The organism is Halobacterium zhouii (assembly GCF_021249405.1).
Classification (GTDB): Archaea; Halobacteriota; Halobacteria; order Halobacteriales; family Halobacteriaceae; genus Halobacterium; species Halobacterium zhouii.
The window spans coordinates 1,942,863-1,967,333 of record NZ_CP089593.1; the positions used below are offsets into that span (position 1 = coordinate 1,942,863).

Below are 24,471 nucleotides of genomic sequence, written 5' to 3' on the forward strand. Positions count from 1 at the left end.
GGCCGGGGCAAAAAGCTATGGCGGCGTCCGAGGGTTCAAGTACGAGAGCGGGACCAACCCGGCCCGGGCGCCTGGACGAGCGCCTCTCGAGCGGTCTCCCCGTACCGCTCACCCGGAGGCCCGGGAGGGGCCTCCCGCGGGCCGAGCGCGGCGGCCCGCGTCCGTCGTCGGACTGCTCCACCCGGCGGCGGGAATCGTCCAGAGCGACAGAGTCGTCGCTCGGTTCGCAGTCGAGTGGCGACGCTGCCACTCGCAACGCCCCTGCGCTACTCGTGGAGGCCGCCGACCGCCGCGTAGAACGACGACTGCAGTGATTCGGCCATCGGTTCGTCGGGGTCGATGCGGACGTCAAGCACCGTCGGCGCGTCGGCGGCCTTCGCGTCACGGAGCGCACGGTCGAGGTCCGCGGGTTCGGTGACTCGCTCCGCGTCCGCGCCGTACGCCTCCGCGAGCGCCACGTAGTCGGTATCCCGGAACGTCGTTCCCGGAATCGCGTCGTCCATCTGGCGGACCATCCCGAGGCCGGCGTCGTTCAGCACCACGAACGTCGGCGCGACGCCGTACTCGACGGCCGTCTCGACGGCGGTGGCGGACATGGCGAACCCGCCGTCCCCGGTGACGGAGATGACGTTGCGGTCGGTGGTGAGCGCGGCGCTGACGGCGGCGGGCGCGGCCCACCCCATGCCGCCGACGCCGCCGCTCCCGATGTACCCCTGCTCGCTGGGCACCTGGAGGTAGTTCAGCAGCCAGAAGCGGTTGTTCCCGGAGTCCGCGGTGACGAGCGTGTCCTCGTCGACCACGTCGTCGATGGCCTGCACGGCGCGCTGGGGCTTGATGGGCGCGGAGTCGTCGTCGCACTCGGAGACGTGGAAGTCGGTTCGGGCGTCCGCCGCGCGGTCGAGCGCCCAGTCGTTGGTGCTGCCTCCCGCCTCGGCAAGCGCGGAGAGCGACTCTTTGGCGTCGCCGACGAGGCCGACATCCGCGGGGTACACCCAGCCCGTATTTCTGGGATCGACGTCGGCGTGGAGGATGGTCTGTTCGTCCGGACGGACGAACGACGGCGCGAGCCAGTTGGCGTCCATCGGGTTGAGCCGGCAGCCGACGACGAGCAGGGTGTCGGCCTCGCTGACCACGCGGTTCGCACCCTCGTGGCCGAACGAGCCGATGACGCCCGCGGCGCGGTCGTGGGTCTCTGGGATCGTGGATTTCCCGAGGTAGGAGGTGGTGACGACGCAGTCGTAGGCGTCGGCGACTGCCCGCAGGTCGTCGTACGCGCCCGCCGCGTGGACGCCGTTTCCGGCGATTATCACGGGTCGGTCGGCTGCTTCGAGGGCGTCCGCTGCGTCGGCGACGTCCTCCGCGGTCGGCCGGGACTCCCAGGTTCGGGCCTGGGCAGCGGCCTCCCAGAGCGGCGGTTCCGGTTCGCTGGGTACGTCCTCGGTGACAGCGTCGCCGTCGAGGACGACGGCCGTCGGCCCGGGCCGTCCGGCGGTCGCGTGCTTGAACGCGAGGCCGAGCGTTCGGAGGGTTTCGGTGGGCGTCCGGGGCTCCCACACTTCCTTCGTGACCGCGTCCAGAATCTGGGGGACGTCGACGCCACCGTAGTCGCCCCGGGCCTGCTGGTAGGGCGCGAGCGTGGAGTACTCGCCGCGCTCGGAGGCCTCGGTGATCACGACCATCGGCGAGGAGCCGAGTCGCGCCTCCATCTGGCCGAACGCGCCGATACTACCGACCCACGGCCCCTGCCCTGCGAGTACGCCCGGTTCGCCGGTGAGTCTGCCGTGGACTTCCGCCATCACGCTCGCCTCGCGTTCGTCGCGCGGGCGGACGACTTCGACGTCCGCGTCGGTGTGCGCGAGCGCTTCGAACACCTCGATGACGCGCCCACCGGGGAAGCCGAAGACGTACTCGGTGTCGAGGGCGTCGAGAGCGGCGGCGATGCCCGCGGCTGTCGTGGTCATCGGTGGTTCGAACGACGCGTTCGGTCGGTCGACGCGCGCGGTCCGGTCGGTGGCGTCTGCATGGGGCCATCGACGGCGAATGTCGCCTTTGTTCTAGGGGTTACCTCGATGGTCCTGCTCGCTGCCGCGCTCCACAACGAGACCGCGCCCGTTCGACGGAGAGTGGTATTGTTTCAAATTTTTTGACCTACGCACCCCCGTGACACGCACTACCAAAACCAAGAGATTCATCACAACGGGTCGTCATACGGTGGGTATAGACCTGTATATGAGCGACGGGGGCTGCCGATTGGTGTCAGAGGTAAAAGAAGACGTCACCCGCGAACTAGTTCTGTCCGTCCCGGAGAACGAACTCCGCCAGCGTATCTGCGAGCGGTTCGCCGAGTCCGGGCTCTACGCGTTCGCGTGGCTCGGTAGCTACGACCCGGCCAAGGAGCGCGTGACGCTGGACGCCGCCGCTGGGACGACGGCGGATGCGCCCGAGGCGGTGCCACTGGCGGACGATTCGCCTCGCAACCGCCTAGTTCGCTCGGCAGTGGAGACGCGGGGCGTCCAGATCGAACGGGGATTACTGGACGACCCGCCCAGCGCGGACTGGGGTGACCACGCGCGGAACCACGGCTACCAGTCCGTGGCCGTCGTCCCGCTCGTCCACGAGGACGAGGTGTACGGTGTTCTCTACCTGGCGGCAGACCGCGCGGACGGTTTCGGCGACGACGAGCAGTGTCTGCTCGCGACGCTGGGGGAAACCATCGCGGTCGCACTCGACGACGCCGAGGCGGCGACGAACGACGGCACCGACGCGGACGGCGACGGCACCGATGCGAACGACGAAGCCGTCGTGATCAAACAACGCGAACGCCACCTGCGACGGGCGTACGAAATCATCGCCGACGGCGACCGGCCGTTCATCGAGCGAGTCGATGACCTCCTCGAGGTCGTCCGAGAGGCGGTTGGAACGGACTTCGCGACGTTCTCGCACGTGACCGACGACTACCGCTTCGAGGCGATCGACGCGCCGAACGACGGCGACCTCCAGGCGGGAGAGACGGTTCCACTCGAGGAACTTCCCAACTGCAGACACGTCGTCGAGAGCGAGGAGACGCTCGTCATCAGGGACGTCGACGAGGACGCTCCGGAGTTAGCGGACCCGACCTGGGGAATCAGCTGTTACCTCGGGACGCCGGTGTACGCCAGCGACGAGGTGTACGGCACGTTCTGTTTCTACGGGATGGAGGCGCGGAGCGAGGAGTTCACCGACTGGGACGTGACGTTCGTCGAACTCCTCGGCGACTGGGTGGGTTCGGAACTCGAACGGCGGAACTACGTGGAGGAACTGCGCGAGAGCGAACAGCACCTGAGTACGCTCGTCGAGACGACGCCCGAGTGCATCAAAACCGTCGGCCCCGACGGCACGCTGCTCCAGATGAACCCCGCGGGACTGGACATGGTGGAGGCCGACGCGGCGTCGAGCGTGGTCGGCGAGTGCGTCTACGACCTGATCGCCCCCGAGCACCGCCAGGAGTTCCGCGAGTTCAACGAGCGCGTCTGCGAGGGTGAAAGCGGGACGCTGGAGTTCGACATTGTCGGTCTGGACGGCACCCGCCGACACATGGAATCGCACGCGGCGCCGATGCCCGGTCCCGACGGGACGACCGTCCAGGTGGCGCTGACGCGCGATGTCACCGAGCAAAAGCGGCGCGAACGAGAACTCCAGAAACACTCCCGGATCGTCGAGACCGTCGACGACGGGATCTACGCGCTCGACGCCGACTCCCGCTTCACGATGGTCAACGACGCGTACTGCGAGCTGACGGGGTACGACCGCGAGGAACTGCTCGGTGAGAACGCGTCGCTCGTGCACACCGACGATCTAAACTCCGAGCTGTCGGCGAAGGTAGCGGAAGCGGTGGACGGCGGACGCGAGATAGCGCCCGTCGAGACGAAAGTCGAGACCGCCGACGGAAGTCTCGTGACGGTCCGGACGCAGGTCACGCCGTTCGAACTCGAAGATGGGTCGTACGGCCGTGTCGGAGTGGTTCGCGACATCTCCGAGTACAAGCGGATGAAAGAAGAACTCAACGAGATTTTCGCGCGCGTGTCCGACGCGTTCTACGCCCTCGACGAGGAGTTCCGGTTCACGCACGTCAACGACAGGGCCGAGGAACTCCTCCAGCACTCCGAGGAGGAACTGCTCGGCGAGAACCTCTGGGAGCGCTTCCCCGAGGCGGCCGAGGAGGACGCCGTCTGGGAGAGTTTCCACACCGCGATGGAGACCCAGGAGCCACAGAGCTACGAACTCTACTTCGAACCACTCGAGTTCTGGGTCGAGGCGACTGTCTACCCGTCCGAGACTGGCATGTCGGTCTACTTCCGCGACATCGCCGAGCGAAAGGAACGCGAGCACGAACTCGAGCAGTACGAGACGGTCGCCGAGACGGCGTCAGACGTCATCGTCTCCATCGACGCGCAGAGCCAGGTTCAGTACGTGAATCCGGTGGTCGAGAGCGTCTTCGGCTACGAACCCGACGAGATAATCGGCGAACCGCTCACGATGCTCATGCCCGATTCGCTCCAGGATCGCCACCGGAGCGCGATACAGCGATACCTCCGCACCGGGGAGCAGACGCTCGACTGGGAGTACCTCGAACTGCCGGGCAAGCACGCGGACGGCCACGAGATTCCGCTCGCGGTCTCGTTCAGCGAGTACGAGCACGACGGCGACCAGTTCTTCGTCGGCATCATCAGGGACAACACGGAGCGCAAGCGGTTCGAGCGCGCGCTCACGAACCTGCACCAGGTGAGTCGTGACCTCACGCAGACCGAAACCAAACGCGACGTGAGTCGACACGTCGTCGACGCCGCGAGAGACGTTCTGGACCTCGACAACATCGCCGTCTACCTGTTCGACGACACGGAGAACGCTCTCCAGCCGACGGCGACGACCGAACGACTCGACGACATCTTCGGCGGGGAACCCCCGTCGTTCACGCCCAAAGACACCGCAATCGCGTGGAACTCGTTCATCAACGACGAGACGCTCACGTTCGACGACATACTGGAGTCCGACGACGTCTACCGGCGGGACACGCCGCTCCGAAGCGGTATCTGGATTCCGCTCTCCGACCACGGCGTGCTCGCCATCCTCTCCGAGAACGTCGGCGAGTTCGACCAGCAGACCCAGCGGTTGGCGGACCACCTGGCGGCGACAGCGGAGGCCACGCTCGACCGCGTGGGGCGCGAGGAGTCGCTCCGGGAACAGGAGCGCGAACTCGAGTTGCGGAACCAGCAGCTCCAGAACCTCAACCGAACGAACGACATCATCCGGGACATCGACCAGGCGCTCGTCGAAGCGACGACGCGGGAAGCGGTCGAACAGGCCGTCTGTGGACTGCTGACCCGGGACGGCCGGTTCACGTTCGCGTGGATCGGCGACACCGGCGACGAAGCGGTGGCGCCCCGAAGGTGGGCCGGCGACGACCAGGGGTATCTCGACGCCGTCTCGCTGGCGACCGGCCCCGAGGGCGACGGCGACCCGGCGGCGAAGACGGCAGCGACGGGCGACACCACGCTCGTGTCGAACGTCGCCGCGGACCTGCGGGACGCGCCGTGGCGCAAAGCCGCGCTCGCTCGCGACCTCCAGTCGGTCGTCAGCATCCCACTCGAGCACGACGGGATGGAGTACGGCGTGTTGACCGTGTACGACACTGAGCCGGACGCCTTCGACGACCTCTCGCAGAGCGTCCTCCGCGAACTCGGCGAGACGATCGCTAACGCGATGAACTTCATCGACACCAGACGCGCGCTGCTCTCGGACAGCGTCGTCGAACTCGAACTGGACATACAGAACGCAGACGACCCGCTCGTCCAGCTCGCGCGCGAGACGGGCTGCCGGTTCGAGTTCGAGGGGATCGTTCCCCAGACCACGGGGACGGCCCGCGTCTTCGTCACGGCGACCGGTGCGACCGCCGACACCGTCCGCGCCGCCGCGTCGGAGTCGACGCGCGTGGAGGGCGTGACGCTCCTCAGCGGCGGGGGGAGCGAGGACGACGAGAACCGGTTCGAGGTCTCGGTGGCTGGCGCGACGATTCCGTCGACGCTCGTCGAGTGCGGGGCGGTCGTTCGGACGATCCGGATTGCGGACACGGAGACCAACGTCGTGGTGGAGCTCCCCCACTCGGTCGGCGTTCGGACGTTCGTGGACCAACTGGAGAGCAACTACCCCGACACGGAACTCGTCGCGCGCCGCGACAGGGAGCGGTCTGACCGGTCGTCGGAGGCCTTCGAGGCGGCCCTCACGGAGAGCCTGACGCAGCGACAACTGGAGACGCTCCAGACCGCGTACCACAGCGGGTACTTCGAGTGGCCGCGGGACCGCACTGGCGAGGAGGTCGCGGCGGACCTCGACATCACGCAACCGACGTTCAACGGGCACTTGCGCGCGGCGGAGCGGAAACTGTGTGCGAAACTGTTCGAGGGAGACGCGCCCCCGTCCGACTGACCAACCAACGTGTGTAGTGTTGGGTTCACCAGTCCCCTACTGGTGTTGGAAGAGACCCTATGCACCGTCTGCCCGTTCGTTCTACCGTGGAAGCAATGAGTGAGACTGCATCGGATGCAGTCAGGACGGATTACCACGGTACACGACCGAGCGAGGCAGTTGTTCTCGCGGTTGCGGACGCCAGAGACACCGACCCGCTCGATTTGGAACCCCTCAACAACGTCATCGACCCGGACGCACTGGACAGGCTGTTCCAGTCGGCGGGGGAAGAATCGACGGTCGGAGAACTCAGTTTCACGATGGAAGGCTGCGAGGTGGTCGTCCACGGGGATGGCGACATCGTCGTGACACCACCGGTTACGGCAGACGAAGGTGGGGGCCCTGTCGCAGTGCGCGAAGATTGATATGACAATCAGGATGCAATGCAGAGCCGGTGGCCGTCGTTCACTCCTCCAATCGAACGAACCAGCAACCACGTCACGCTCCAACCGACGGCGGGCGCCAGCAGGGACTACAACGGGTGTCGAACACCGCGGGCAACTCCGCCCGAACACCTAGTCCATGGGGGGCCGTGACGAGGAAGAGCCGACTGCTCCGTCGAACGGACAGCGCGACGACCAGGGGGCGGTCTGTGAATACTGCGGGACACCGATCGACACGAGCGAGTGGTACCCCGTCACCAACCGGCGCGACCCGGACGGGTCGGTCGAACTGTACGCCTTCTGCAGCGAGACGTGCCAGGACTCGTGGTGCGACGAGCAGACGGAGTGACGCCGACCGAACACCCGGGCTGGCCCGGTTCCGAAGCGGCCTGCCCTCCACCGTGTTCTGGAGTGGTCTGCGCTCTGTGGTGACACGGCCGGTCGCGCGAACCCACCACCGGTCGCCGAGCGACGCCGGCGGTCAGCGGTGGGCGAGCAAGCCGGGGTAGTCCGCGATGATGCCGTCGGCACCCGCGTCGCGACACGCCGCCGCCTGCTGCCAGTCCGTCACGGTCCAGACGTTCACCGCGCGGCCGTCGCCGTGCGCCCGCGAGACGAGGTCCGCGGAGAGGACGTCCAGCGACGGGTGGAGCGCGCGACAGTCGAACTCGCTGGCGCGCGTGAGTCCGCGGTCGGGGTCGAGGCAGAGCGCGGCGCGCGGGGTTTCCGGCGCGACCTCCTGTGCGGCCTCGAGCGCCCCGTCGAAGAACGAGGCGTAGACGACCGGGGCGTCGTTGGCGGCGAGCACGCCGTGCACGCGCTCCACGAACGGCCGCCACACCGGGACTGCGGGGCCCCCGAGGCCGAGGCGGGCGTCCTCGCTCCCGGGCGACTTGAGTTCGACGTGAAGTTCCACGTTCCCGGGAACCTCGTCGGCCACCGCGTCGAGCGTCGGCACGCCCTCGCCGCTCCCCAGGACGTTCGCGTCCGCGAGCGTCCCGGCGTCGGCGTCCCAGACGAACCCGGACGCGTCGGTAACGCCACGCGACTCCCCCTCGTCGTCGAGACGGTGGTCGTGGAAGACGACGGGCGTGCCGTCCGCGCGCGGCTGGACGTCCACCTCGACGCCATCCGCACCGCTCTCGACGGCCCCGCGGACCGCAGTGACAGTGTTCTCGGGGGCGACGCCCGCGAATCCGCGGTGCGCGATCTCGAACATCAGCCCCCGCTCACCGGCGGGAACATCGCGAGTTCGTCGCCCGACTCGAGTCGCGTATCGAGGCCCGCCGCCTCCCGGACGTTCTCCCCGTTCAGAAGGACGTTGACGTGGTGGTGTACGTCGCCCGCGTCGTCGAGCACGCGCTCGCGGAGCGCCGGCCGGTCGGCGAGCAGCGCGTCCAGGGCGTCCCCGACCGTCGCGTCCGCCGGGACGTCCACGTCGACGCGCTGTCCGCCAGCGGTCTCCGCGAGGTCCGCGAACAGTCTCCACTCCATGCGTCGAACTCCGTCGCCAGTCACTATAGTGCTACGCCGCCGCGGGGTGGCGTCCGGCGCGATGGCGCTCACTCCGCCTGGTCGGGGTCGGACCCGATGGACTCCGCGGCGCGTACGTCCGCCGTGACGTCGTCGCTGTGGAGCAACTCCGAGAGCACGATGCGGACCGCCTGCAACACCAGCACCACGACGAGCGGCCCGAGGAAGATGCCGTACCAGCCGAACAGCAGCGTGCCGACGATGTACCCGAACATCACGAGGCCAACGTGGGTCTCGCGGCCAGCGACCTTCGGCAGCAGGAACGTCATCGGGATCAGATCGAGGAAGAGGAACGCGACGACGAACAGCCCGATGGGGTACGCAATCGAGGCGTCCGGCGTCACCGTGGCGGCCCACGCGAGGTAGCCCACGAGTGGCACGTAGACGACCTTCCCGACGACGAGCGGGACCATGCTCGCGAGACCGGTGGCGAGCGCGAGCGCGGTCGGGAACGGAATCGACAGCGCGCTCGGCGCAAGGAGGTTGTAGGCGTTGTAGGTGATCAGCGCGAGCACCGCGACGAGCGCGACGAGCAGGACGTTCCCGAAGTAGATGGTCTGGAGGTCGTGGTCGACCGCGTTGGCGTAGCCGTACGACGCCGTCCCCTCGCCGCCGACGTCGTTCTCGAACCAGTTCGCGATGCGGTGCTGGTCCCGAAGCAGGTAGAACGCGATGGCGATCGCGATGAACACGTGCGTCAGCCCGGTCGCGGCGGCCTGCAGGAGTCCGAGCGCCGCCGTTACTGCCTGGTTGAACGTCTCCGAACCCGGGTTGCGGAGCTGGTCGACGGCCGCCCGCCAGGGGTCGTCAGTGAGCGCCGCGACGTCGACGTACGGCTGGAGGAGTTCCCGGTAGTTGGTGAGCGCCGGTCCGATCTCCTGGACGGCCTGGAGGCCGATCCAGGCGACGACGGCGAGCGCGGGGAGCGCGACGGTGAGCATCGTGATGCCCGCCGCGAGTCCCCGCCCGTCGACGACGTCGTTGATTCGGCGGAACGGCGGCCGCACCGCGTAGTAGATGAACAGGCCGAGCACGGCGGTGCCGATGTACGAGTAGACGGCGAACGCGACGACCAGACCGAGCGCGATGACGAACAGCCACCACGCCGCTCGCGACTGCTCCGGGATTCTCGAACGTGTCATAGCGGGGATACGCATGGTAGGACGAAAAACGTCGGGGCGCGTGCTGTACTGTCCGGGGTGAAGAACACCGCAGGCAGGCCGCGGAGCCCGTTCCTTCGAATCGCTGCCGTTCCTTCGAACCGCTACTCCTCGTAGCTCTCCACGATGTCGACGCCCGAACTCGCGCCGATGCGCACCGCGCCCGCGTCGAACATCGCCTGCGCCTGCTCGTAGTTCCCGACGCCGCCGGAGGCCTTCACGGGCAGGAACCCGCCCATCAACTCGACGTCCGGCACCGTCGCGCCGCCCTCCGCGAATCCGGTGGAGGTCTTCACCATGTCGGCGTCCGCGTCCCTCGCCAGCCTGCTCGCCGCGCGCTTCTCGTCATCCGTGAGCAGCGCCGTCTCGATGATGACCTTCACCGGGACGGGGACGGCCGCCACCACGTCCGCTATCTCCTGGCGGACGGCGGCGTGCTCGCCGGCCTTCAGTCGGCCAATATTGATGACGACGTCGAGTTCGTCCGCGCCGTCGTCGTACGCCCGCCGGGCCTCCTCGACCTTCGCGCCGGACGCGTTCTGGCCGTGCGGGAACCCGACGACCGTCGCAATCGTCAGGTCCTCGGGCGCGTCCTCGCGGGCCTCCGCGACGTAGCACGGCGGGATGCAGACGTTCATTCCGTACTCCGTGGCCTCGTCGACGACGCGCTCGACGTCGGCGAGCGTGGTCTCGGGGCCGAGTACGGTGTGGTCGATGCTCGCTGCGAGTTCCTCGCGGTTCATACTCGGAGAGAGGCAGGGTGGTGTCAAAAGTTGGGTGGTGTGTTGGACTCCGTGGGGGTGTCCGTTTCCTCCATAGCGAGGTTCGTGTCAGGACGACGTTCGGGAGTCGCGAATCCGAATCGTTCGCTCACCGGTGACGTGGCCGCGAACCGACAGCGTCACTGGTTCGTCTTCGCTGGTCGTGTACTCGGTGTCGATCTCCAGCGACGCCGTCACCTGGTCGCCGGACGCCACCTCGCGCTCGACGACGTGTGACTCGTCGTCGTCCGCGATGCGCTTGGTCGGCCAGTAGACCGCTGCGAGGAACCGCCCGTCGGTTTCGGAGACGTTCGTCGCCGTCAGCGACACGGACAGCGGTTCGCCCTGCGACACTTGCTCGGGAACGTCCAGTGAATCGAGTTCGAACCGTGGCGCCGGTGCCGCCAGACGACTCTGTTCGGCGTCGGGGAGCGGCCATTCGGACGCCGACTCGCCGAATCGAATGCTCGCTTCGGACGTGGTCAGCGGCGACGGCACCGCGAAGGCGAGGTACGAACGGTCACTAACCCCGAGGTTCCGGCCAACTGGGCTGCCCTCGTGGCCCGCGACGGCCGAGTTGATGGCGCCAGCGGTTTCGGGGAGGCCTGGTTCCCAGGATTGCCCGTCTGTTTCGAGGGTGAACGCGGATTCTGAGAGTTCCTGGTCGGACTGAACCGACGCGACGACGTACTGCTGGTCGTCGGCGGCGAGCACGCCTCCCGAGCCCATTATCGAGCTATACCTGACCGCCTTCCGAACAACGATGTCCTCGACCTCGACGTCCGGTTCATCTGGCGGGTCGGTCCCGGAGCGGGTGGGTTCCTGTGTTGTCGGTTCCTCGGTTGGCGTCCCGTTTCCGCCACCGGGTGCTCTGGGACCACTGCGCTCGCCCAGGCACCCGCTGAGAGCAGTGCTGAACGTGACGCCAGCCGCACTGAGGAACGTCCGCCGTTTCATATCGGATGGGCGACTGGAAGCGGCAAATACCTTCTGTGAATTCAAACGCGCTTTTGACCCCACAGCACCTACGAGCGAGTATGACCGCACCGGAAGTCAGGGACACCGCGGAGGACATCGCGGAGATGGAGATTCGGGGGGCGGCAACCATCGCCCGGGCCGCCGCGGACGCGCTGGAGGCCCAGGCCGTGGAGAGCGACGCGGACACGCCGGAGGCGTTCCGCGCGGAACTCCGGGCGGCCGCGCGCCGTCTCCGGGACACGCGCCCGACCGCGGTGAGCCTGCCGAACGCGCTGCGGTACGTGCTCCGCGAGGTTGAGGGAGACTCCGTCGAGGCGCTCCGGGAATCCACGGTTTCGGCGGCGGAGGCGTTCCGCGCGAACCTCGACCGCGCGCAGGAGGACCTCGGCGCGGTCGGCGCGAACCGCCTCCGAGACGGCGACACCATCATGACGCACTGCCACTCGACGGACGCGCTGGCTTGCGTTCGCGCGGCACTCGACGACGGGAAGGAACTCTCTGCTATCGTGAAGGAGACCCGGCCGCGCAAGCAGGGCCACATCACCGCGAAGCAACTCCGCGAGTGGGGCGTTCCGGTGACCATCATCGTCGACAACGCCGCACGGCGCTACCTCGACGATGTCGACCACGTGCTCGTCGGCGCGGACTCCATCGCGGCGGACGGCAGCGTCATCAACAAGATCGGGACCTCGGGGCTCGCGGTGAACGCCCGCGAGCGCGGCACGCCCATCATGGTCGCCGCCCAGACCCTCAAATTGCATCCGGACACGCTCACCGGCCACACCGTCGAGATCGAGATGCGGGACGAGGCCGAGGTGTTCACCGAGGACGACCGCGCGGAGGTTGGGGACGTCGACGTGGAGAACCCCGCGTTCGACGTGACGCCGCCGCGGTACGTCGACGCCATCGTCACCGAGCGCGGCCAGTTCCCGCCCGAGAGCATCGTCACGCTGATGCGGGAGTTGTACGGCGAGGGCGACACGGAACCCTGGGAAGAGGAGTAGCCGCTCACCGGCGGCTGAAAGGGGAATATTCTCAAGGCGGGCGTCCGGCGGGACAGTATGGCTCTGGCACAGCAGACCGGGTTTCTTCCAGTCGGACTCCTGCAACCCGACATCCTGCCGACCGGATTCGAACCCCCGGCGCTCCCGTATCTCGTGGTCGTGGCAGCCGCCGTGCTCGTCGTCGGCTGGCTGCTCGTCCGCGAGGACCCGCCGGTCACCGAGCGCACCGTGCTGGCGTTCGCACCGTGGATGGCGCTTGGCTCCGCGCTGTACGTCGGCTTCCAGTTACAGCAGTACCCGGACGCCGTCGCTCCGTTCTTCGGGTCCCCCATCGTCTACGCGACAACGTTCGCGCTCGCTGGCGTAGTCTGGCTCGCACTCCGACAGATTCCCGCGGTCGGCCGTCCACTGCCCGCGCTCGCCGCAACTGGAGGGGTGCTCGCACTCGTACCGACCGCGCTCGCCGTGCAGTACGGACTCGAGCACGACTCGCTGACGCTCGTCGAACCGCTCGCAGGCGTCGTGGTCGCCGTGGCGCTCGCCGCCGTCGCGTGGCGACTCCTCGGCCGTCTCGCACCCGAGGAAACCACCATCGTCGGCGCCGCCGGCGCGCTCGCGGTCTTCGGGCACGTCCTCGACGCCGTCTCGACGACTGTCGGCGTAGACCTGCTCGGGTTCGGCGAGCAGACGCCGCTCTCGGCCGCCATCATGCACTTCGCGGCGGCCCTCCCGACGGAACCGTACCTCGGCGTCGGGTGGCTGTTCGTGCTCGTGAAGACAGTGCTCGCGTGCGGCGTCGTCGTGTTGCTCGCGGAGTACGTGCGCGAGGAGCCAAGCGAGGGGAACCTCGTGCTCGCGTTCGTCACCGCGGTCGGCCTCGGCCCCGGCGCCCACAACATCCTGCTGTTTATCGCGGCGAACCCCACAGGACTTTAGCGGGGCGACGCCGTCTGCCGGGGTATGGTTCGAGTCGTCGCCGCCGGTCACGTCAACTGGGACGTCACGCTGCGCGTGGAGGCGCTCCCGGAACCCGACGGCGAAGCCCAACTCGTCTCCCAGCGCCGCTCGGGCGGCGGGAGTGCGGCGAACGTCGCGTGCGCGCTCGCCGGCTTCGGCGCCGACCCGGGGCTCGTCGGCAGCGTCGGAGACGACGAGAACGGCCTGCTCGCGCGCCGGGAACTCGACGGCGCGGGCGTCGACCTGCGCGGCCTCCGAGTCGTCGAGGACGCCGAGACGAGCGTGAAATACCTCCTCGTCGCGAACGACGGCGAGGTGATGGTGCTCGGGAACGACGGCGCGAACGAGGCCGTCACGCCCGAGACCGTGGACGGCGACTACGTGGCGTCCGCCGACCACCTCCACCTCACCAGCCAGCGCCCGGACACCGCCGCACACCTCGCGGAACTCGCCGCCGACGCCGGCGCGACCGTCTCCTTCGACCCGGGGCGCCGACTCGGCGAACGCGACTTCTCGGAAGCACTCGCCCGCGCCGACGTCGTCTTCGTCAACGACCGCGAGGCCGCTTCGGTCATCGACGGCGACGAGTCCTACGCCGAGTCCGGCCACAGCGACCGCGTCGTCGTGGTGAAACACGGCGCGGACGGCGCGACCGTCCACACGCCAGAGGGTTCCTACGACCACCCGGGGTTCGGCGTCGACCCCATCGACACGACGGGCGCGGGCGACGCGTTCGCCGCCGGGTTCGTCTCCGTGCTCCTCGACCACGACGCCGACTACGAGCGCGCCCTGGAGTTCGCGAACGCCTGCGGCGCGCTCGCCGCCCGCGAGGAGGGCGCGCGAACGGCGCCGACGCGCGCCGACGTCGAGGTGTTCCTGGACGAGCAGTTCTGAGGCGACTCACCCCCTCGTTCTAACCCGCTGTACCGCGTACTACCGGGCATGCAACTGTTCGCCGCGTACCCCGACCGCGTGCTCGTCTACGACGGCGACGCGCTCCGCACCGACTTCGAGGGCGACGTGCAGTGTCTCGACGCCGGACCACCTGGCGTGTTCTGCGGGACGTCCGAGGGCGTCTATCGACGTGCGGACGACGACAGTGGGTGGACGCGCGCCGCGGACATCGGTGACGTGACCGCGCTCGCCGTGGACGCGACTGGCGTCTGGGCGGGCACCGGCCCGAGCGCCGTCTACCGGAGCGACGACGGCGAGACGTTCGCGGAGCGCCCGGGCCTCACTGACCTCCCGTCAGAGGATTCGTGGGCGTTCCCGCCGCGGCCCTCCACCCACCACGTGCGCTGGCTCGAACCGACGAAAGAACGCCTCTACGTCGCCGTCGAGGCGGGCGCGCTCGTCCGGACAGGGGACGGCGGCGCGACGTGGCAGGACCGCGTTTCCTCCGGTCCGTACGACACCCATTCGATGGCCACGCACCCCGACCACCCGAACCTCGCGTACTCTGCCGCCGGCGACGGCTTCTACGTCACCGAGGACGGCGGCGACTCCTGGCACACCGAGGAAACCGGCCTCGACCGTACGTACTGCTGGAGCGTCGTCTGCGACCCCGGCGACCCGGAGCGACTGCTGCTCTCGGCCGCCTTCGGCGCGCGGAGCGCACACACCGCGAGCAGCGCGGACAGCGCCGCGTTCCGTCGCGTCGACGGCGAGTGGGAGCGCTGCGAGGAGTTGCCCGGCGGCGAGGGCGTGCTCGCGCCCGTGTTCACCACCGCGAACGACCCCGGCGAGGCGTACGCCGCGACGAACCACGGCCTCTACCGCACCGACGACTGGGGCGCGTCCTTCGAGCAACTTCCCGGCGAGTGGCCGGGTGCGCTCGAGTCCGAGCGGGCGACCGGACTGGTCGTCCGTTGAACGGGAGGTCGTTCGGTGAGCAAGAGGTCGTCCGATGAGCGAGGGGCGTCGCGCGATGGGGGACGGCGCAGAGCCGCCGAACACCGGTCAGTCGCGTTCCACGACGTGACGAATGGTGGCCTCGTTCACGTAATACAGCGACCGGACGGGAACGCCGTCCGCGCTCTTCTCCGGGGTTCCGTAGGAGTACGCCCCGTCGACCGCCACGTACAGACCGCCGTCGCTCCGATTCAACACAGTCACGTTCACCGGCTTGACGTACCCCAGTTCGAAGTACGTGATCTCGCTCTCGTTCCGGAGTTGGTTCTGCAGGCGGGCTTCCTCGTACGCCACGGCGACCTGCTTCGCGGTTTCGTTAGTCAGGTCGTCCGGCGGGTCGGGGTACGTCGCTGTCGGGACCGTCGTGGGTTCGGCGGTTGGCGTCGACGAGGACGATTGGTCGCCGGAACTGTCAGCGAGCGGGACACCCATACAGCCCGCTGTGACGAGGAGAGCTACGATGGCGAACGAAACGATGGAGAGACGAGTCATACCGTGTCATTTTCGCAGCCCTACAGATAGTTCCACCCACCAACACACCGGCGGGCTATTTGGTTCTCGCCCGACCAGACCACCCCATGACCCTCGACCCCGTCCACTTCGACGGCATCGCGTCGCTCGCGCGGCGCATCCGCACCGACGTGGACACCGAGGAACACCGCGACATCGCCGAGGAGACGTGGCGGGAGTTCCTCGACCCGCTGTACGGCGACGGCGACGTGGTGCTCGAACCCCTCGACGAGCAGTCCCGGAGGGCCGCGCCCCTCGAGGAACTCGCGCTCCAGGAGCGCCCGTTCGACACCGCCCACGGCCTCGACTCGGGCACCATCAACCCGCGGACATTCAAGAACGGACTCGTACTCGACCTCGCGCAGGCGGCGATGAGCGCAACGCCGTCAGAGTTGGACCTGCACCGCTCGCGCACCGTCATCACGAGCGTGCACTCGAACGACGCGAGCGTCGACCACTCGACGGACTGGACGAAGTGGGACGCGGGCTACAGCAGGGGCCGCATCGTCCACACCGCACCGCTCGCGCGCGACCAAGAGCGCGTCGTCCACGGCCTCTCGCTGTACCTCGCGGAGAGCCACCACGCGCTCGAGCACGCCGACCGCGTCGAGGACCTGCTCGTGCTCGACGGCCCGCTCTACCCGAAGGGCCTCGTGCAGTGGCTCGATAGGCACGCCAGCCTCGCGGACCTCGTCACGGAGGACGAACTCGTCGGCGAGGTACTGGAGAACTACATGCGTCTCGTGGAGCGCTTCGTCGAGAAGGACGTGCCTCTCGCCGGGTTCGTGAAGAGTCCCGCGAGCCAGGCGCTCGTGCAGGCGCTCGGTGACCGCGGCCGGCCGACGCCGTGGGCGAGCGACGCGGCGTTCTTCTCCCAGGTTCTGGAACGCCGGGAGTTCGAGGAGGGGGAGTACGAGCGCCTCACGGACGAGTTGACGTGGACGAACTGGTTCACGTCGACGCTCGGCGCGGACGGCGTGTTCGCCGACGGAGCAGGGCTGAGTTCCGCGGGTGATCAGACGGAGTCCGATGACAACGACGAACCCGGCGTCGACCGGGAACTCGACGCGAGCGCGTACGAGGTGGCGTTCTTCGTGCTGTACGACCCGCGAACCGACCTCGTACACAAGGTCGAACTACCCCGAGCGTTCGCCGAAGACGCCGACGTTCGGGAGGCCGTCGAGCGCTACGTCACGAGCCAGGTGGCCGCCGAGGCTGGGCCGCCGAAACCCGTGGGGAAGGCCGACGAGCTCGCGCGCATCGACGCCGCCGAGAAGCGCGAACTCGTGCGCAAACTCGAGGAGTCCTTCGACAGCCGCGAGGACCAGAACTACGACGACGAGCGCTGGGGGTAGGCTGGGGCGACACCGCTGGGCGTAGACTGCGAACGACGAACACTGGACGTAGACTACGGCGCCGAACACGGGGCACAGACTACGACGACGAGCGCTGGCAGCAAGGCGACGCGGAACGGCGTTTCGTAGCCAGAGACTACTCGCTCACTTTTAAACGACCGGACGTGTGAGTTCTCGATAATGACCGACCGCGCCATCGAGAGCCGCGATCTCACGAAGCGCTACGGCGATACGACCGCCGTGGAGCGACTCAATCTCGCCATCCCCCAGGGGGCCGTCTACGGCTTCCTCGGGCCGAACGGGGCCGGGAAGACGACGACGATGCGGATGCTCACGACGCTCGTGAAACCGACAGACGGCACCGCCACCGTCGCCGGCGCGGACGTCGCCGACCGCGACGCTGTCGTCGGTAACATCGGTTTCCTCCCGGAGGAACCGCCGCTGCACGCCGAATTGACCGGGCGCGAACAACTTCGCTACGTCGCAGGCCTGCGTGACATCCCCGAGGCGGAAGCCGAGACCCGCATCGACGAGTTGCTCGCGCGGTTCTCGCTCTCCAGTGACGCCGACAAGCGCATCTCCGCGTACTCGAAGGGGATGAAACAGAAGGTCGGCATCATCCAGGCGATACTCCACGACCCTGACGTACTCTTCCTCGACGAACCCACGTCGGGGCTCGACCCGCGGGCCGCGCGCACCGTCCGGGACACTATCGCCGACCTGGCCGACGACGCCTCCACTGTCTTCCTCTCCACGCACATCCTCCCCGTCGTCGACGAACTCGCGGACACCGTCGGTGTGCTGTACGACGGCCAGCTCGTCACCGAGGGAGCACCCGAGCACCTCAAGGAACGCGCCGAAACGGGCGAAGAGCGCACGCTCGAAGACGTCTTCCTCGAGGTCACCGGCGGCATCGACGCCGAGGAGGCCTGAGATGTCTGCGTTCCCCGACGCCGACCACGCGTACGCCATCGCGCGCAACGTCGTCGTGCGCGGCTGGCGGAAGACCGTCGAGAAGAGCACCGTCCAGATAGTGGCGCTCGCCGTCGCCATCCTGTTCGGTGTCGTGTTCACCGGCGCCGCCGCGTTCGGCGCGTACTACGCGGGCCAGACGTTCGTCGAAGACCCGGCCAGTGGCGCCGACGTCATCGGACTCGTTCCCGCCGGCCTCGCCACCTTCACGGTATTCCTCACCGCGTACATGACCGCCATTCAGATCGGCGACATCGACAACCGGGACGGCTACCTCACTACGGTTCCCGCTCGCGACCTCGTCGGCGGCCTGCTCGTCTCGGGCTACCTCCGCGTCGGCGGCTTCTTCGCCGCGCCCCTGCTCGTCGCCAGCGTGGCGTTCGGCGTCGGCGCGCAGTCCCCGCTCGCCGCCGCGTTCGCCGCAGTCGGCGTGCTCGCGCTCACCGTCACCTCGTTCCTCGTCGGCTACCCGGTCGGCGTCGGCCTCGCCTACCTCTTCGGCCGCTCCGCGATGGTCGAGCGGTACAAGACCGCCATCGGCGTGCTCGCGTTCGCCGCGTACTTCGGACTCATCGTCACGAACACGCTCGGCGAACTCTTCGAACCGGTCGTGGAGGCGGCCCGGGCGTCACCCGTCGGCTGGTACGCCGACCTCGCGCTCCTCCCGGTCTCCTCGGCCGCGAGCGCGCTCCAGGCCGCCGGCGTGCTCGTCGGTTCGGTCGCCGTCTCCGCACTCGGCGTGCTCGCGAGCGTCCGACTCTCCGAACGACGGTGGTACGCCGACGCCGTCGACACGGACGAACGCCACACCGACTCCGTCGCGGGCGGCCGCCTCGACTCTCTGCTCGGCCGCCGGACCGCGTGGGTCGCGCGCAAGAGCTGGCTGCGCGCCCGCCGCGCCCCCATCAAACTCATCTACGTCGCGTACCCCGCGTTCGTGCTCATCACACCGATTCAGGCGAGCGTCCAGGCCGGCCACGTCACCACCACGCTCGCCACGAGCGTGGCGCTGTACGGCGCGTGGATGACCGGCGCGGCGTTCACGCTCAACCCGCTCGGCGACGAGGGCGCGGTGCTCCCCGTCACCGTCACCACTGGAATCACCGGCCGTCAGTTCGTCGGCGGACTCGTCACCGCGAGCGCCCTCCTCGGCACCCCCGTCACGGTCGTCGTCGCCGGCGCGCTCGCCGTTCTCAGCCCGCTCGAACCGGTCGCGCTCGCGTGCACCGTCGCCGCCGCCGCCGTCCTCCCTCCGCTCGCCAGCGCTGTCGCCGTCGGCATCGGCGCTTCGTTCCCGAAGTACGAGGCCACAACCATGGGACGGAGCCGGGAGGTCGTCGTTCCGTCCACGTGGGCGTTCGTCATCTACACCATCGTCTTCCTCGTCACCGCCGGCGTCGCGACCGGCGCGCAGGAACCCGCGGTCGCAGGCTTGCTCACTGACGTCGCCGGCGTCGGCACCGCCGTCGTGCACGTCGCCGGCTTCCTCGTTGGCGTCACGCTCGCGGGCATCGCCGCCGCCGTCGCGGTGAGCACCGCTGTCCAGGCGTTCGACGAGTACACGAGTGACGGCAATGTGTGACCCAGGCAGTAGTTGCTAGCGTGAGTTCGTTGTTCAGGTGGAGCACTGGTCAGTGTGTTCCAGAGAAGTCGTCGAAACCCCGGGTGGCGGTTACTGCTGGGTCGCCACGGAGTTGATTCCGCTCTGGACCCAGTACCAGGAGATGATTCCGAAGAAGAGGAACAACAGGAAGACGGGCATCGCGTCTTTGTCCGTCGCAGGCTCTGCGGCTTCGGATATCTGCCAGAACGCGATGATGTTCGCCAGGGGGATGATGGCCAGAATGGGCGTCAGATTCTGGTCCGTTCCCCGATCGAGCTTCTTCGCTGTCTTGTACGTCCAGTACAGCGGGTACAGGCCCAGCGTGAGAACTGTGAGCACAACCTGTAGGAGAAGTGAACTCTCCGAGAACGCTGATGGGTCCGTAATTTGTGGTGTTTCAGACATACAGACTGACGTGAATCTCTCCCCGTATATAATTATCTCATAGGAAATGTAAACGGTAGTGAACGGAAATTCGTTCGCGGCGGTGGACAAAGAAACTGCGGCCGGAACTGCTGTAGAAGAACCGCCTCGGCGTCAGGAGTGCGCCGAAGACGCGTCTTCGGCCTCGTGCTCGCGCACGACCTCGATCTCGACGTCCTCCTCGTCGACGCCGATGCGCGCGAACTGCGTGCGAACGTGCTCCCGGGCGGCGGTGAGCGCCTGGTCCTTCGTGTCGAAGCCACGCGGCATCGGCGACTCGAAGGCCACGTTCACCTCCTGGCCGTCGACTCGCTGGACGCTCCCCCCGCTGTCCACGGCGTAGAACTCGTCGCACACCCACACGTAGGGGGCCGCCTCGTCGGGCGCGCCCTTGAACGACGGCGACTCCTCGCCGCGCTCGTACAGCGTCCCCGTCAAGGTCGTCCCGGCCGCAGAACCTCGCACAAGCAACATGCTCATCGATACGACCGGCCGGGGGATAAACGCCGTGGCAAGGCAGGGCGACAATCGGTTGCAACTACCGACGGGTCACTCACTCGATCGTTGCGAGCAGGTCGTCGCGTACTGACTCGGTCGTCGCCGCGACGTAGACGCCGTCCCCAGGTCGAGCGATAGACGCGCCGGCCTCGGCCGCGAGGAGTTCGCCGACGTGCTGTTCCTCGTCGTCCGGGTAGAAACACACCATCCCGTCGAGGCGACCGCGCGCCAGCGCCCCCCAGTGCACGCACGGCGACCAACTCTCGACGACGCGCTTGGTCGCGCCCGCGAGCGCCGACTGCATCGTCACCGCCTCGTCCATCCGGTCGTCGAGTTTCACGTCGTGACCGATCACGAACCCCACAGTGGCCTTCGCAGTCGGTACGCCGCCGTCCGCGGTCACCGGTTCGCCGTTGAGTGTGACTCCCTCGCCGCGACGAGCGACGTACAGGTCGTCGGTGACGGGAACGTAGACGCAGCCGACCACCGGCCCGTCGTCGTCCGCGAGGCCGGTTTCATCGGCCTCGTCATTCCGTGGGCGGCCTCCGTCGCCCACGAGCACCGCGGCGGCCGTGGCGAACGACGGCAGTCCGGAGACGAAGTTGTTCGTACCATCCAGCGGGTCGACGACCCACTGGTAGTCGCCGCCTGTCGAAACGTCCCCTGACTCCTCGGCGTACACCGCGTGGTCCGGACAGGACTCCTCGATGACGGCCAACATCCGTTCCTCGGACGCGCGGTCTGCCGCCGCCTTCACGTCGTGTCGGGCGAACTCGGCGTCGACGTCCGCGTCGAACCGGTCACGGAGGTGGCGACCACCCGCGAGACACGCTCGAACCGCCGTGTCCTCTATCCTGGAGAGCATCGGCGGAAGCCGAACGACCACCGCCTAAGGCGTTCCGATTCGAGGGGAAAGGCGTTTGTTACCGGAACGTGACGCCATCCTATGAGCGAACTCGGGGATTTCGCCGACCACGGCACCGACGACGGTGCCGACGGCGACGGGAGTGCGACTGACGCCGACGAGCAGGCCGGCGACCACGTAGAGGAGCGTGACGACGGCGAAGAGTTCGACCGACCGGAACTGGCGGACGTCGGCGCAGACGACGGACTCGGCGCGCTCGCCGTCTCCGAGGGGTTACGCATCCACGAGGACGGCCAGGAGACCGCACTGAAGGCGTACGTCACCGCGAGCAATCGGTCCGCGGTCCGCCTCGGCAGCTATCTGGTCGCGCCCTACCCCGGCGGCGAGAAACTGTTCTGCCGCATCACCGGTCTCGAGTACGTACAGGCGTTCCAGAGCGACGACGCCACCGAGATCCACGCCCGCCGCGCGATGCGAAGCGACAGCGTCGACGAACGCGACTACAAGTTCCTCGCGGAACTCGACCCCGTCGCCGTCCTCTACTCTGACGGGGACGAATTGAAGCGCCGGATGCCCGACCGCGTCCCGAAACCCGAGACGGTCGTGCGCGCCGCCGACGACGCCACCGAGATCAAGACCGGGCTGAAGATCCCCGAGGAGGGCGTCTTCCTCGGTCACCTCTCGGTCGGCGGAGAGAAGGTGCGGACCGCCGCCGAACCCCCGACCATCGACTACCGCGTGAAAGACGACTTCGAGGCCGGTGACCCGCTCGTGTTCCGGCACACGCTCGTCGCCGGCGGCACTGGCTCGGGAAAGACCCACTCCGCGAAGAACGTCCTCCGACAGTATCTCCACGAGGACCGGCGCTACCCCGTCGAGGCGAACGGCGCCGAACGCCGCGCCGCAGTCGTGCAGTTCGACCCGCAGGACGAGTACGCCCAGATGCACGACGACAACCCGGACGCCGACGCCAGCGACGAACGCGTTTGGGAAACCCAGGGCCTCGCGTACGGCGGCCACGAAGACACCACCGCGTTCGTGCCGAAGGTCGGAGACGCCACGTACGCCGCGGACCACCACGCCGCCGAGCAGGTCCAGTTCACCATCCCGTTCTCGATGGTCCGCTCGAACCCGTGGCTGGTCGCGTCCAGCGGCCTCAACGACAACCAGTACGGCGGGCTCACCCTGCTGCTCGAGCGGTTCTTCGACCAGCACGGGAACGGCGGCACGTACGAGGAGTTCTGCTCGTTCCTCGACGACCCCGCCCTGAAGGAGGAACTCGACGAGAGCGGCCGCGTCCACGAAGCCACCTACGAGGCAGTGCTGCGGCGCGTCCACGGCATGCCTTCCGGATTGTTCGACCAGGACGCACGCCCCATCACGGACCTCGTCGAGGGGAACCAGTTCGTGCGACCGGGCCGCCTCTCCGTGGTGCCGACGTACCACATCAGCAACTCGCGGGCCGCCGAAACCGTCGTGCTCGCGGTGTCCAGCCTGCTCGTCGACCAGAAACTCTCTAACGACCCGCGCTACGACGCTATCAAGGAGACGCCGCTGGTCGTCGGGATGGACGAGGCGCACAACTTCCTCTCGGACGCCGACAGCGTGCAGGCGCGGAAGGTCGTCGGGAAGTTCACGGAAGCCGCCAAACAGGGCCGTAAGGAACGCCTCGGCCTGTTCCTCATCACGCAGGACCCCCAGGACATCGCGGACCCCGTGTTCAAGCAAGTGAACACGACGGTCGTGTTGAACCTCGGTGACGAGGACGCCATCAAGGCCGTGAACATCCCCTCGGAACTCCAGTCGAAGGTGCCGTACATGGAGAAGGGACAGATGGTCGTCTACTCGCCGGACAACTCCGAACCAGTCGAGATTCAGGGGCTGCCGACCTGTCTCACGCGCCACGGTCGCGAGTAGCGAAGCATCACGGGGTGGGTGACGAGCGCCGCCAGACGCTTTTTGAGGGAGGCGACGAACAGTCGGGTATGGCTCGGATTCTCGTCCCCATCGACGGGTCACAGCAGTCGACCGACGCCCTGGAGTACGCCCTCGAGAACTTCCAGGACGACGACATCACAGTCATCAACATCATCGACCCCATCGAGGCCGGCTACGCCGGGCAGTCCGCCGTCCCCGGCTACTCCGAGGAGTGGTTCGAGCAGGCCAAGGAAGGCTCCCAGGAACTCTTCGACGAAGCCCAGGCAGCCGCCGACGAGTACGGCGTGCGCCTGGACTCCGTCTCCGAGGTCGGTCGCCCGACGCGGACCATCGTCGAGTACGCCAAGGACAACGACATCGACCAGATTGTCATGGGGAGCCACGGCCGCTCCGGCGTCTCTCGCATCCTCCTCGGGAGCGTGGCCGAAAGCGTCGTGCGGCGCTCCCCGGTTCCGGTCACCATCGTGCGATAAACCCACTTTTTGCTCTGCGTGGGGCGCGCTCCGCGCGCCCCATCTGCTCACGGCGCACAGCGCCGTTCGCATGGTTAGCGGGACCTTCGGTCCCGCTCAACTCGGCAAAAACTTGGGAAAAAGCACTCCTCCCTCACTTCGTGCCTCCGGCACTCCGTTCGTTCGTCGGCCCGAGCGCTCGCGTTGCTCGCGCTCGGTGGTTACGCGAGCCGGGCGGGACCAAAGGTCCCGCTGGAAGCCGGCCGTAGGCCGGCGACGACAGCGAGCGTGACGTCGTCAACGCTACGCGTTGACGGAAAACCGCTTCACTCGGGTCCTTCGGACCGTCCTCAGAACGCTTCGCGTTCTGATGGGCTGCACGGGAGCTTCGCTCTTGTGAACGCTCGCTCGCCGATGCTTGTCTTGCGGTTTGCGTAGTTGCGAACAGACGGCGGTGTCCTGGTCAATGACCTCACTCGTTGTCGCAGGCCGGGTCGCCGTGCTCCCGCCTCGGCCGGACCTGCGTCGGTGATTACGTCACGCTCCGGGTTGGTCTTGTTCTCCTACTTGAACCTTCACTGGGAGGAACGGAGGACTGTGTCCGTGGCTGAACACCGTCGTATTGCGGGTGAGCGCGCTACACCCTGCGGAAACTATTTAGAACCTG

Annotated in this window: 22 protein-coding genes; 12 read left to right on the forward strand and 10 right to left on the reverse strand. The window is 67.9% G+C overall.

Translation table 11 applies throughout. The features are described from left to right. Positions 1 to 266 precede the first annotated feature (266 nt). Entirely contained in the window at positions 267 to 1,961 is a 1,695-nt protein-coding gene (locus LT970_RS10145; protein WP_232686354.1) for a thiamine pyrophosphate-binding protein, read from the reverse strand. A 292-nt stretch (positions 1,962 to 2,253) separates the two neighbouring features. Here LT970_RS10145 and LT970_RS10150 point away from each other — a divergent pair, with 292 nt between their 5' ends. The 3 genes from LT970_RS10150 (at position 2,254) to LT970_RS10160 (ending at position 7,233) form a co-directional block, all read left to right on the forward strand. Continuing rightward, positions 2,254 to 6,462, forward strand: a complete 4,209-nt coding sequence (locus tag LT970_RS10150) for a PAS domain S-box protein (RefSeq protein WP_232686355.1) — start codon at positions 2,254 to 2,256, stop codon at positions 6,460 to 6,462. A 95-nt stretch (positions 6,463 to 6,557) separates the two neighbouring features. Beyond that, positions 6,558 to 6,866, forward strand: coding sequence for a DdfA family disk-determining factor (ddfA, locus tag LT970_RS10155; protein WP_232686356.1), 309 nt, complete (start codon positions 6,558 to 6,560; stop codon positions 6,864 to 6,866). A gap of 157 nt (positions 6,867 to 7,023) precedes the next feature. Beyond that, positions 7,024 to 7,233: a DUF7576 family protein gene (locus LT970_RS10160; protein WP_232686357.1), complete on the forward strand. Its 210-nt coding sequence runs from the start codon at positions 7,024 to 7,026 to the stop codon at positions 7,231 to 7,233. A gap of 132 nt (positions 7,234 to 7,365) precedes the next feature. Here the strand turns inward: LT970_RS10160 and LT970_RS10165 are convergent, their stop codons facing one another. From LT970_RS10165 to LT970_RS10185, 5 genes are all read right to left on the reverse strand, one after another. Continuing rightward, a complete protein-coding gene (locus tag LT970_RS10165) occupies positions 7,366 to 8,103 on the reverse strand; it encodes a glycerophosphodiester phosphodiesterase (protein WP_232686358.1) in 738 nt (245 codons plus the stop codon). Continuing rightward, positions 8,103 to 8,378 (reverse strand): ubiquitin-like small modifier protein 1, encoded by a 276-nt coding sequence (locus LT970_RS10170; protein ID WP_232686359.1) that lies wholly within the window; start codon positions 8,376 to 8,378, stop codon positions 8,103 to 8,105. Before LT970_RS10170 ends, LT970_RS10165 begins: the two co-directional genes overlap by 1 nt. Positions 8,379 to 8,446: 68 nt before the next feature. After that, positions 8,447 to 9,559, reverse strand: coding sequence for an AI-2E family transporter (locus LT970_RS10175; protein WP_232686360.1), 1,113 nt, complete (start codon positions 9,557 to 9,559; stop codon positions 8,447 to 8,449). 122 nt (positions 9,560 to 9,681) lie between these two features. Further along, positions 9,682 to 10,320 carry a deoxyribose-phosphate aldolase gene (gene deoC / locus LT970_RS10180; RefSeq protein ID WP_232686361.1) on the reverse strand — a complete coding sequence of 213 codons (639 nt, stop codon included), beginning with the start codon at positions 10,318 to 10,320 and terminating at the stop codon, positions 9,682 to 9,684. An 87-nt stretch (positions 10,321 to 10,407) separates the two neighbouring features. Next, the gene (locus LT970_RS10185; RefSeq protein ID WP_232686362.1) at positions 10,408 to 11,295 is read right to left on the reverse strand and encodes a hypothetical protein; all 888 of its coding nucleotides are present in this window, start codon (positions 11,293 to 11,295) and stop codon (positions 10,408 to 10,410) included. A gap of 80 nt (positions 11,296 to 11,375) precedes the next feature. Between LT970_RS10185 and LT970_RS10190 the strand changes: the two genes are divergently transcribed. Genes LT970_RS10190 through LT970_RS10205 form a run of 4 tightly spaced genes read left to right on the forward strand, consistent with a single transcriptional unit; the run spans position 11,376 to position 15,149 of the window. After that, complete coding sequence (locus tag LT970_RS10190) at positions 11,376 to 12,320, forward strand: ribose 1,5-bisphosphate isomerase (protein ID WP_232686363.1); 945 nt, start codon at positions 11,376 to 11,378, stop codon at positions 12,318 to 12,320. Between the two features lie 57 nt (positions 12,321 to 12,377). After that, positions 12,378 to 13,256, forward strand: coding sequence for a DUF63 family protein (locus tag LT970_RS10195; RefSeq protein ID WP_232686364.1), 879 nt, complete (start codon positions 12,378 to 12,380; stop codon positions 13,254 to 13,256). Positions 13,257 to 13,280: 24 nt separating this feature from the next. Then, complete coding sequence (locus LT970_RS10200) at positions 13,281 to 14,171, forward strand: ATP-dependent ribose-1-phosphate kinase (RefSeq protein WP_232686365.1); 891 nt, start codon at positions 13,281 to 13,283, stop codon at positions 14,169 to 14,171. Between the two features lie 48 nt (positions 14,172 to 14,219). Further along, positions 14,220 to 15,149 carry a WD40/YVTN/BNR-like repeat-containing protein gene (locus LT970_RS10205; protein ID WP_232686366.1) on the forward strand — a complete coding sequence of 310 codons (930 nt, stop codon included), beginning with the start codon at positions 14,220 to 14,222 and terminating at the stop codon, positions 15,147 to 15,149. Positions 15,150 to 15,236: 87 nt separating this feature from the next. On the opposite strand, the gene LT970_RS10210 is transcribed toward LT970_RS10205, so the two are convergent. Further along, positions 15,237 to 15,680, reverse strand: a complete 444-nt coding sequence (locus LT970_RS10210; protein WP_232686367.1) for a hypothetical protein — start codon at positions 15,678 to 15,680, stop codon at positions 15,237 to 15,239. A gap of 86 nt (positions 15,681 to 15,766) precedes the next feature. Here LT970_RS10210 and LT970_RS10215 point away from each other — a divergent pair, with 86 nt between their 5' ends. From LT970_RS10215 to LT970_RS10225, 3 genes are all read left to right on the forward strand, one after another. After that, complete coding sequence (locus tag LT970_RS10215) at positions 15,767 to 17,053, forward strand: DNA double-strand break repair nuclease NurA (RefSeq protein WP_232686368.1); 1,287 nt, start codon at positions 15,767 to 15,769, stop codon at positions 17,051 to 17,053. Positions 17,054 to 17,233: 180 nt separating this feature from the next. Next, positions 17,234 to 17,986, forward strand: a complete 753-nt coding sequence (locus LT970_RS10220; protein ID WP_232686369.1) for an ABC transporter ATP-binding protein — start codon at positions 17,234 to 17,236, stop codon at positions 17,984 to 17,986. A gap of 1 nt (position 17,987) precedes the next feature. Continuing rightward, the gene (locus tag LT970_RS10225; protein ID WP_232686370.1) at positions 17,988 to 19,607 is read left to right on the forward strand and encodes a hypothetical protein; all 1,620 of its coding nucleotides are present in this window, start codon (positions 17,988 to 17,990) and stop codon (positions 19,605 to 19,607) included. A 90-nt stretch (positions 19,608 to 19,697) separates the two neighbouring features. Here the strand turns inward: LT970_RS10225 and LT970_RS10230 are convergent, their stop codons facing one another. The 3 genes from LT970_RS10230 to LT970_RS10240 all read right to left on the reverse strand — a co-directional run bounded on the left by LT970_RS10230 (position 19,698) and on the right by LT970_RS10240 (position 21,414). After that, positions 19,698 to 20,033 (reverse strand): DUF4234 domain-containing protein, encoded by a 336-nt coding sequence (locus tag LT970_RS10230; RefSeq protein WP_232686371.1) that lies wholly within the window; start codon positions 20,031 to 20,033, stop codon positions 19,698 to 19,700. 132 nt (positions 20,034 to 20,165) lie between these two features. Beyond that, on the reverse strand, positions 20,166 to 20,525 hold the full coding sequence (locus LT970_RS10235; RefSeq protein ID WP_232686372.1) for a DUF7113 family protein: 360 nt from the start codon (positions 20,523 to 20,525) through the stop codon (positions 20,166 to 20,168). A 79-nt stretch (positions 20,526 to 20,604) separates the two neighbouring features. After that, the gene (locus LT970_RS10240) at positions 20,605 to 21,414 is read right to left on the reverse strand and encodes an inositol monophosphatase family protein (RefSeq protein ID WP_232686373.1); all 810 of its coding nucleotides are present in this window, start codon (positions 21,412 to 21,414) and stop codon (positions 20,605 to 20,607) included. A gap of 81 nt (positions 21,415 to 21,495) precedes the next feature. On the opposite strand from LT970_RS10240, the gene LT970_RS10245 reads away from it, so the two are divergent. Both LT970_RS10245 and LT970_RS10250 read left to right on the forward strand, forming a co-directional pair. Then, positions 21,496 to 23,331, forward strand: coding sequence for an ATP-binding protein (locus LT970_RS10245; protein WP_232686374.1), 1,836 nt, complete (start codon positions 21,496 to 21,498; stop codon positions 23,329 to 23,331). A gap of 68 nt (positions 23,332 to 23,399) precedes the next feature. After that, the gene (locus LT970_RS10250) at positions 23,400 to 23,825 is read left to right on the forward strand and encodes a universal stress protein (protein WP_232686375.1); all 426 of its coding nucleotides are present in this window, start codon (positions 23,400 to 23,402) and stop codon (positions 23,823 to 23,825) included. The last annotated feature ends 646 nt before the right edge of the window (positions 23,826 to 24,471 follow it).

Excerpts from the sequence above, each read along its gene's own strand:
- LT970_RS10145 (WP_232686354.1), bottom strand. The coding sequence starts at position 1,961 with ATGACCACGACAGCCGCGGGCATCGCCGCCGCTCTCGACGCCCTCGAC.
- ddfA (WP_232686356.1), top strand. The coding sequence starts at position 6,558 with ATGAGTGAGACTGCATCGGATGCAGTCAGGACGGATTACCACGGTACA.
- LT970_RS10160 (WP_232686357.1), top strand. The coding sequence starts at position 7,024 with ATGGGGGGCCGTGACGAGGAAGAGCCGACTGCTCCGTCGAACGGACAG.
- LT970_RS10165 (WP_232686358.1), bottom strand. The coding sequence starts at position 8,103 with ATGTTCGAGATCGCGCACCGCGGATTCGCGGGCGTCGCCCCCGAGAAC.
- LT970_RS10170 (WP_232686359.1), bottom strand. The coding sequence starts at position 8,378 with ATGGAGTGGAGACTGTTCGCGGACCTCGCGGAGACCGCTGGCGGACAG.
- LT970_RS10175 (WP_232686360.1), bottom strand. The coding sequence starts at position 9,559 with ATGACACGTTCGAGAATCCCGGAGCAGTCGCGAGCGGCGTGGTGGCTG.
- deoC (WP_232686361.1), bottom strand. The coding sequence starts at position 10,320 with ATGAACCGCGAGGAACTCGCAGCGAGCATCGACCACACCGTACTCGGC.
- LT970_RS10185 (WP_232686362.1), bottom strand. The coding sequence starts at position 11,295 with ATGAAACGGCGGACGTTCCTCAGTGCGGCTGGCGTCACGTTCAGCACT.
- LT970_RS10190 (WP_232686363.1), top strand. The coding sequence starts at position 11,376 with ATGACCGCACCGGAAGTCAGGGACACCGCGGAGGACATCGCGGAGATG.
- LT970_RS10195 (WP_232686364.1), top strand. The coding sequence starts at position 12,378 with ATGGCTCTGGCACAGCAGACCGGGTTTCTTCCAGTCGGACTCCTGCAA.
- LT970_RS10200 (WP_232686365.1), top strand. The coding sequence starts at position 13,281 with ATGGTTCGAGTCGTCGCCGCCGGTCACGTCAACTGGGACGTCACGCTG.
- LT970_RS10205 (WP_232686366.1), top strand. The coding sequence starts at position 14,220 with ATGCAACTGTTCGCCGCGTACCCCGACCGCGTGCTCGTCTACGACGGC.
- LT970_RS10210 (WP_232686367.1), bottom strand. The coding sequence starts at position 15,680 with ATGACTCGTCTCTCCATCGTTTCGTTCGCCATCGTAGCTCTCCTCGTC.
- LT970_RS10215 (WP_232686368.1), top strand. The coding sequence starts at position 15,767 with ATGACCCTCGACCCCGTCCACTTCGACGGCATCGCGTCGCTCGCGCGG.
- LT970_RS10220 (WP_232686369.1), top strand. The coding sequence starts at position 17,234 with ATGACCGACCGCGCCATCGAGAGCCGCGATCTCACGAAGCGCTACGGC.
- LT970_RS10225 (WP_232686370.1), top strand. The coding sequence starts at position 17,988 with ATGTCTGCGTTCCCCGACGCCGACCACGCGTACGCCATCGCGCGCAAC.
- LT970_RS10230 (WP_232686371.1), bottom strand. The coding sequence starts at position 20,033 with ATGTCTGAAACACCACAAATTACGGACCCATCAGCGTTCTCGGAGAGT.
- LT970_RS10235 (WP_232686372.1), bottom strand. The coding sequence starts at position 20,525 with ATGTTGCTTGTGCGAGGTTCTGCGGCCGGGACGACCTTGACGGGGACG.
- LT970_RS10240 (WP_232686373.1), bottom strand. The coding sequence starts at position 21,414 with ATGCTCTCCAGGATAGAGGACACGGCGGTTCGAGCGTGTCTCGCGGGT.
- LT970_RS10245 (WP_232686374.1), top strand. The coding sequence starts at position 21,496 with ATGAGCGAACTCGGGGATTTCGCCGACCACGGCACCGACGACGGTGCC.
- LT970_RS10250 (WP_232686375.1), top strand. The coding sequence starts at position 23,400 with ATGGCTCGGATTCTCGTCCCCATCGACGGGTCACAGCAGTCGACCGAC.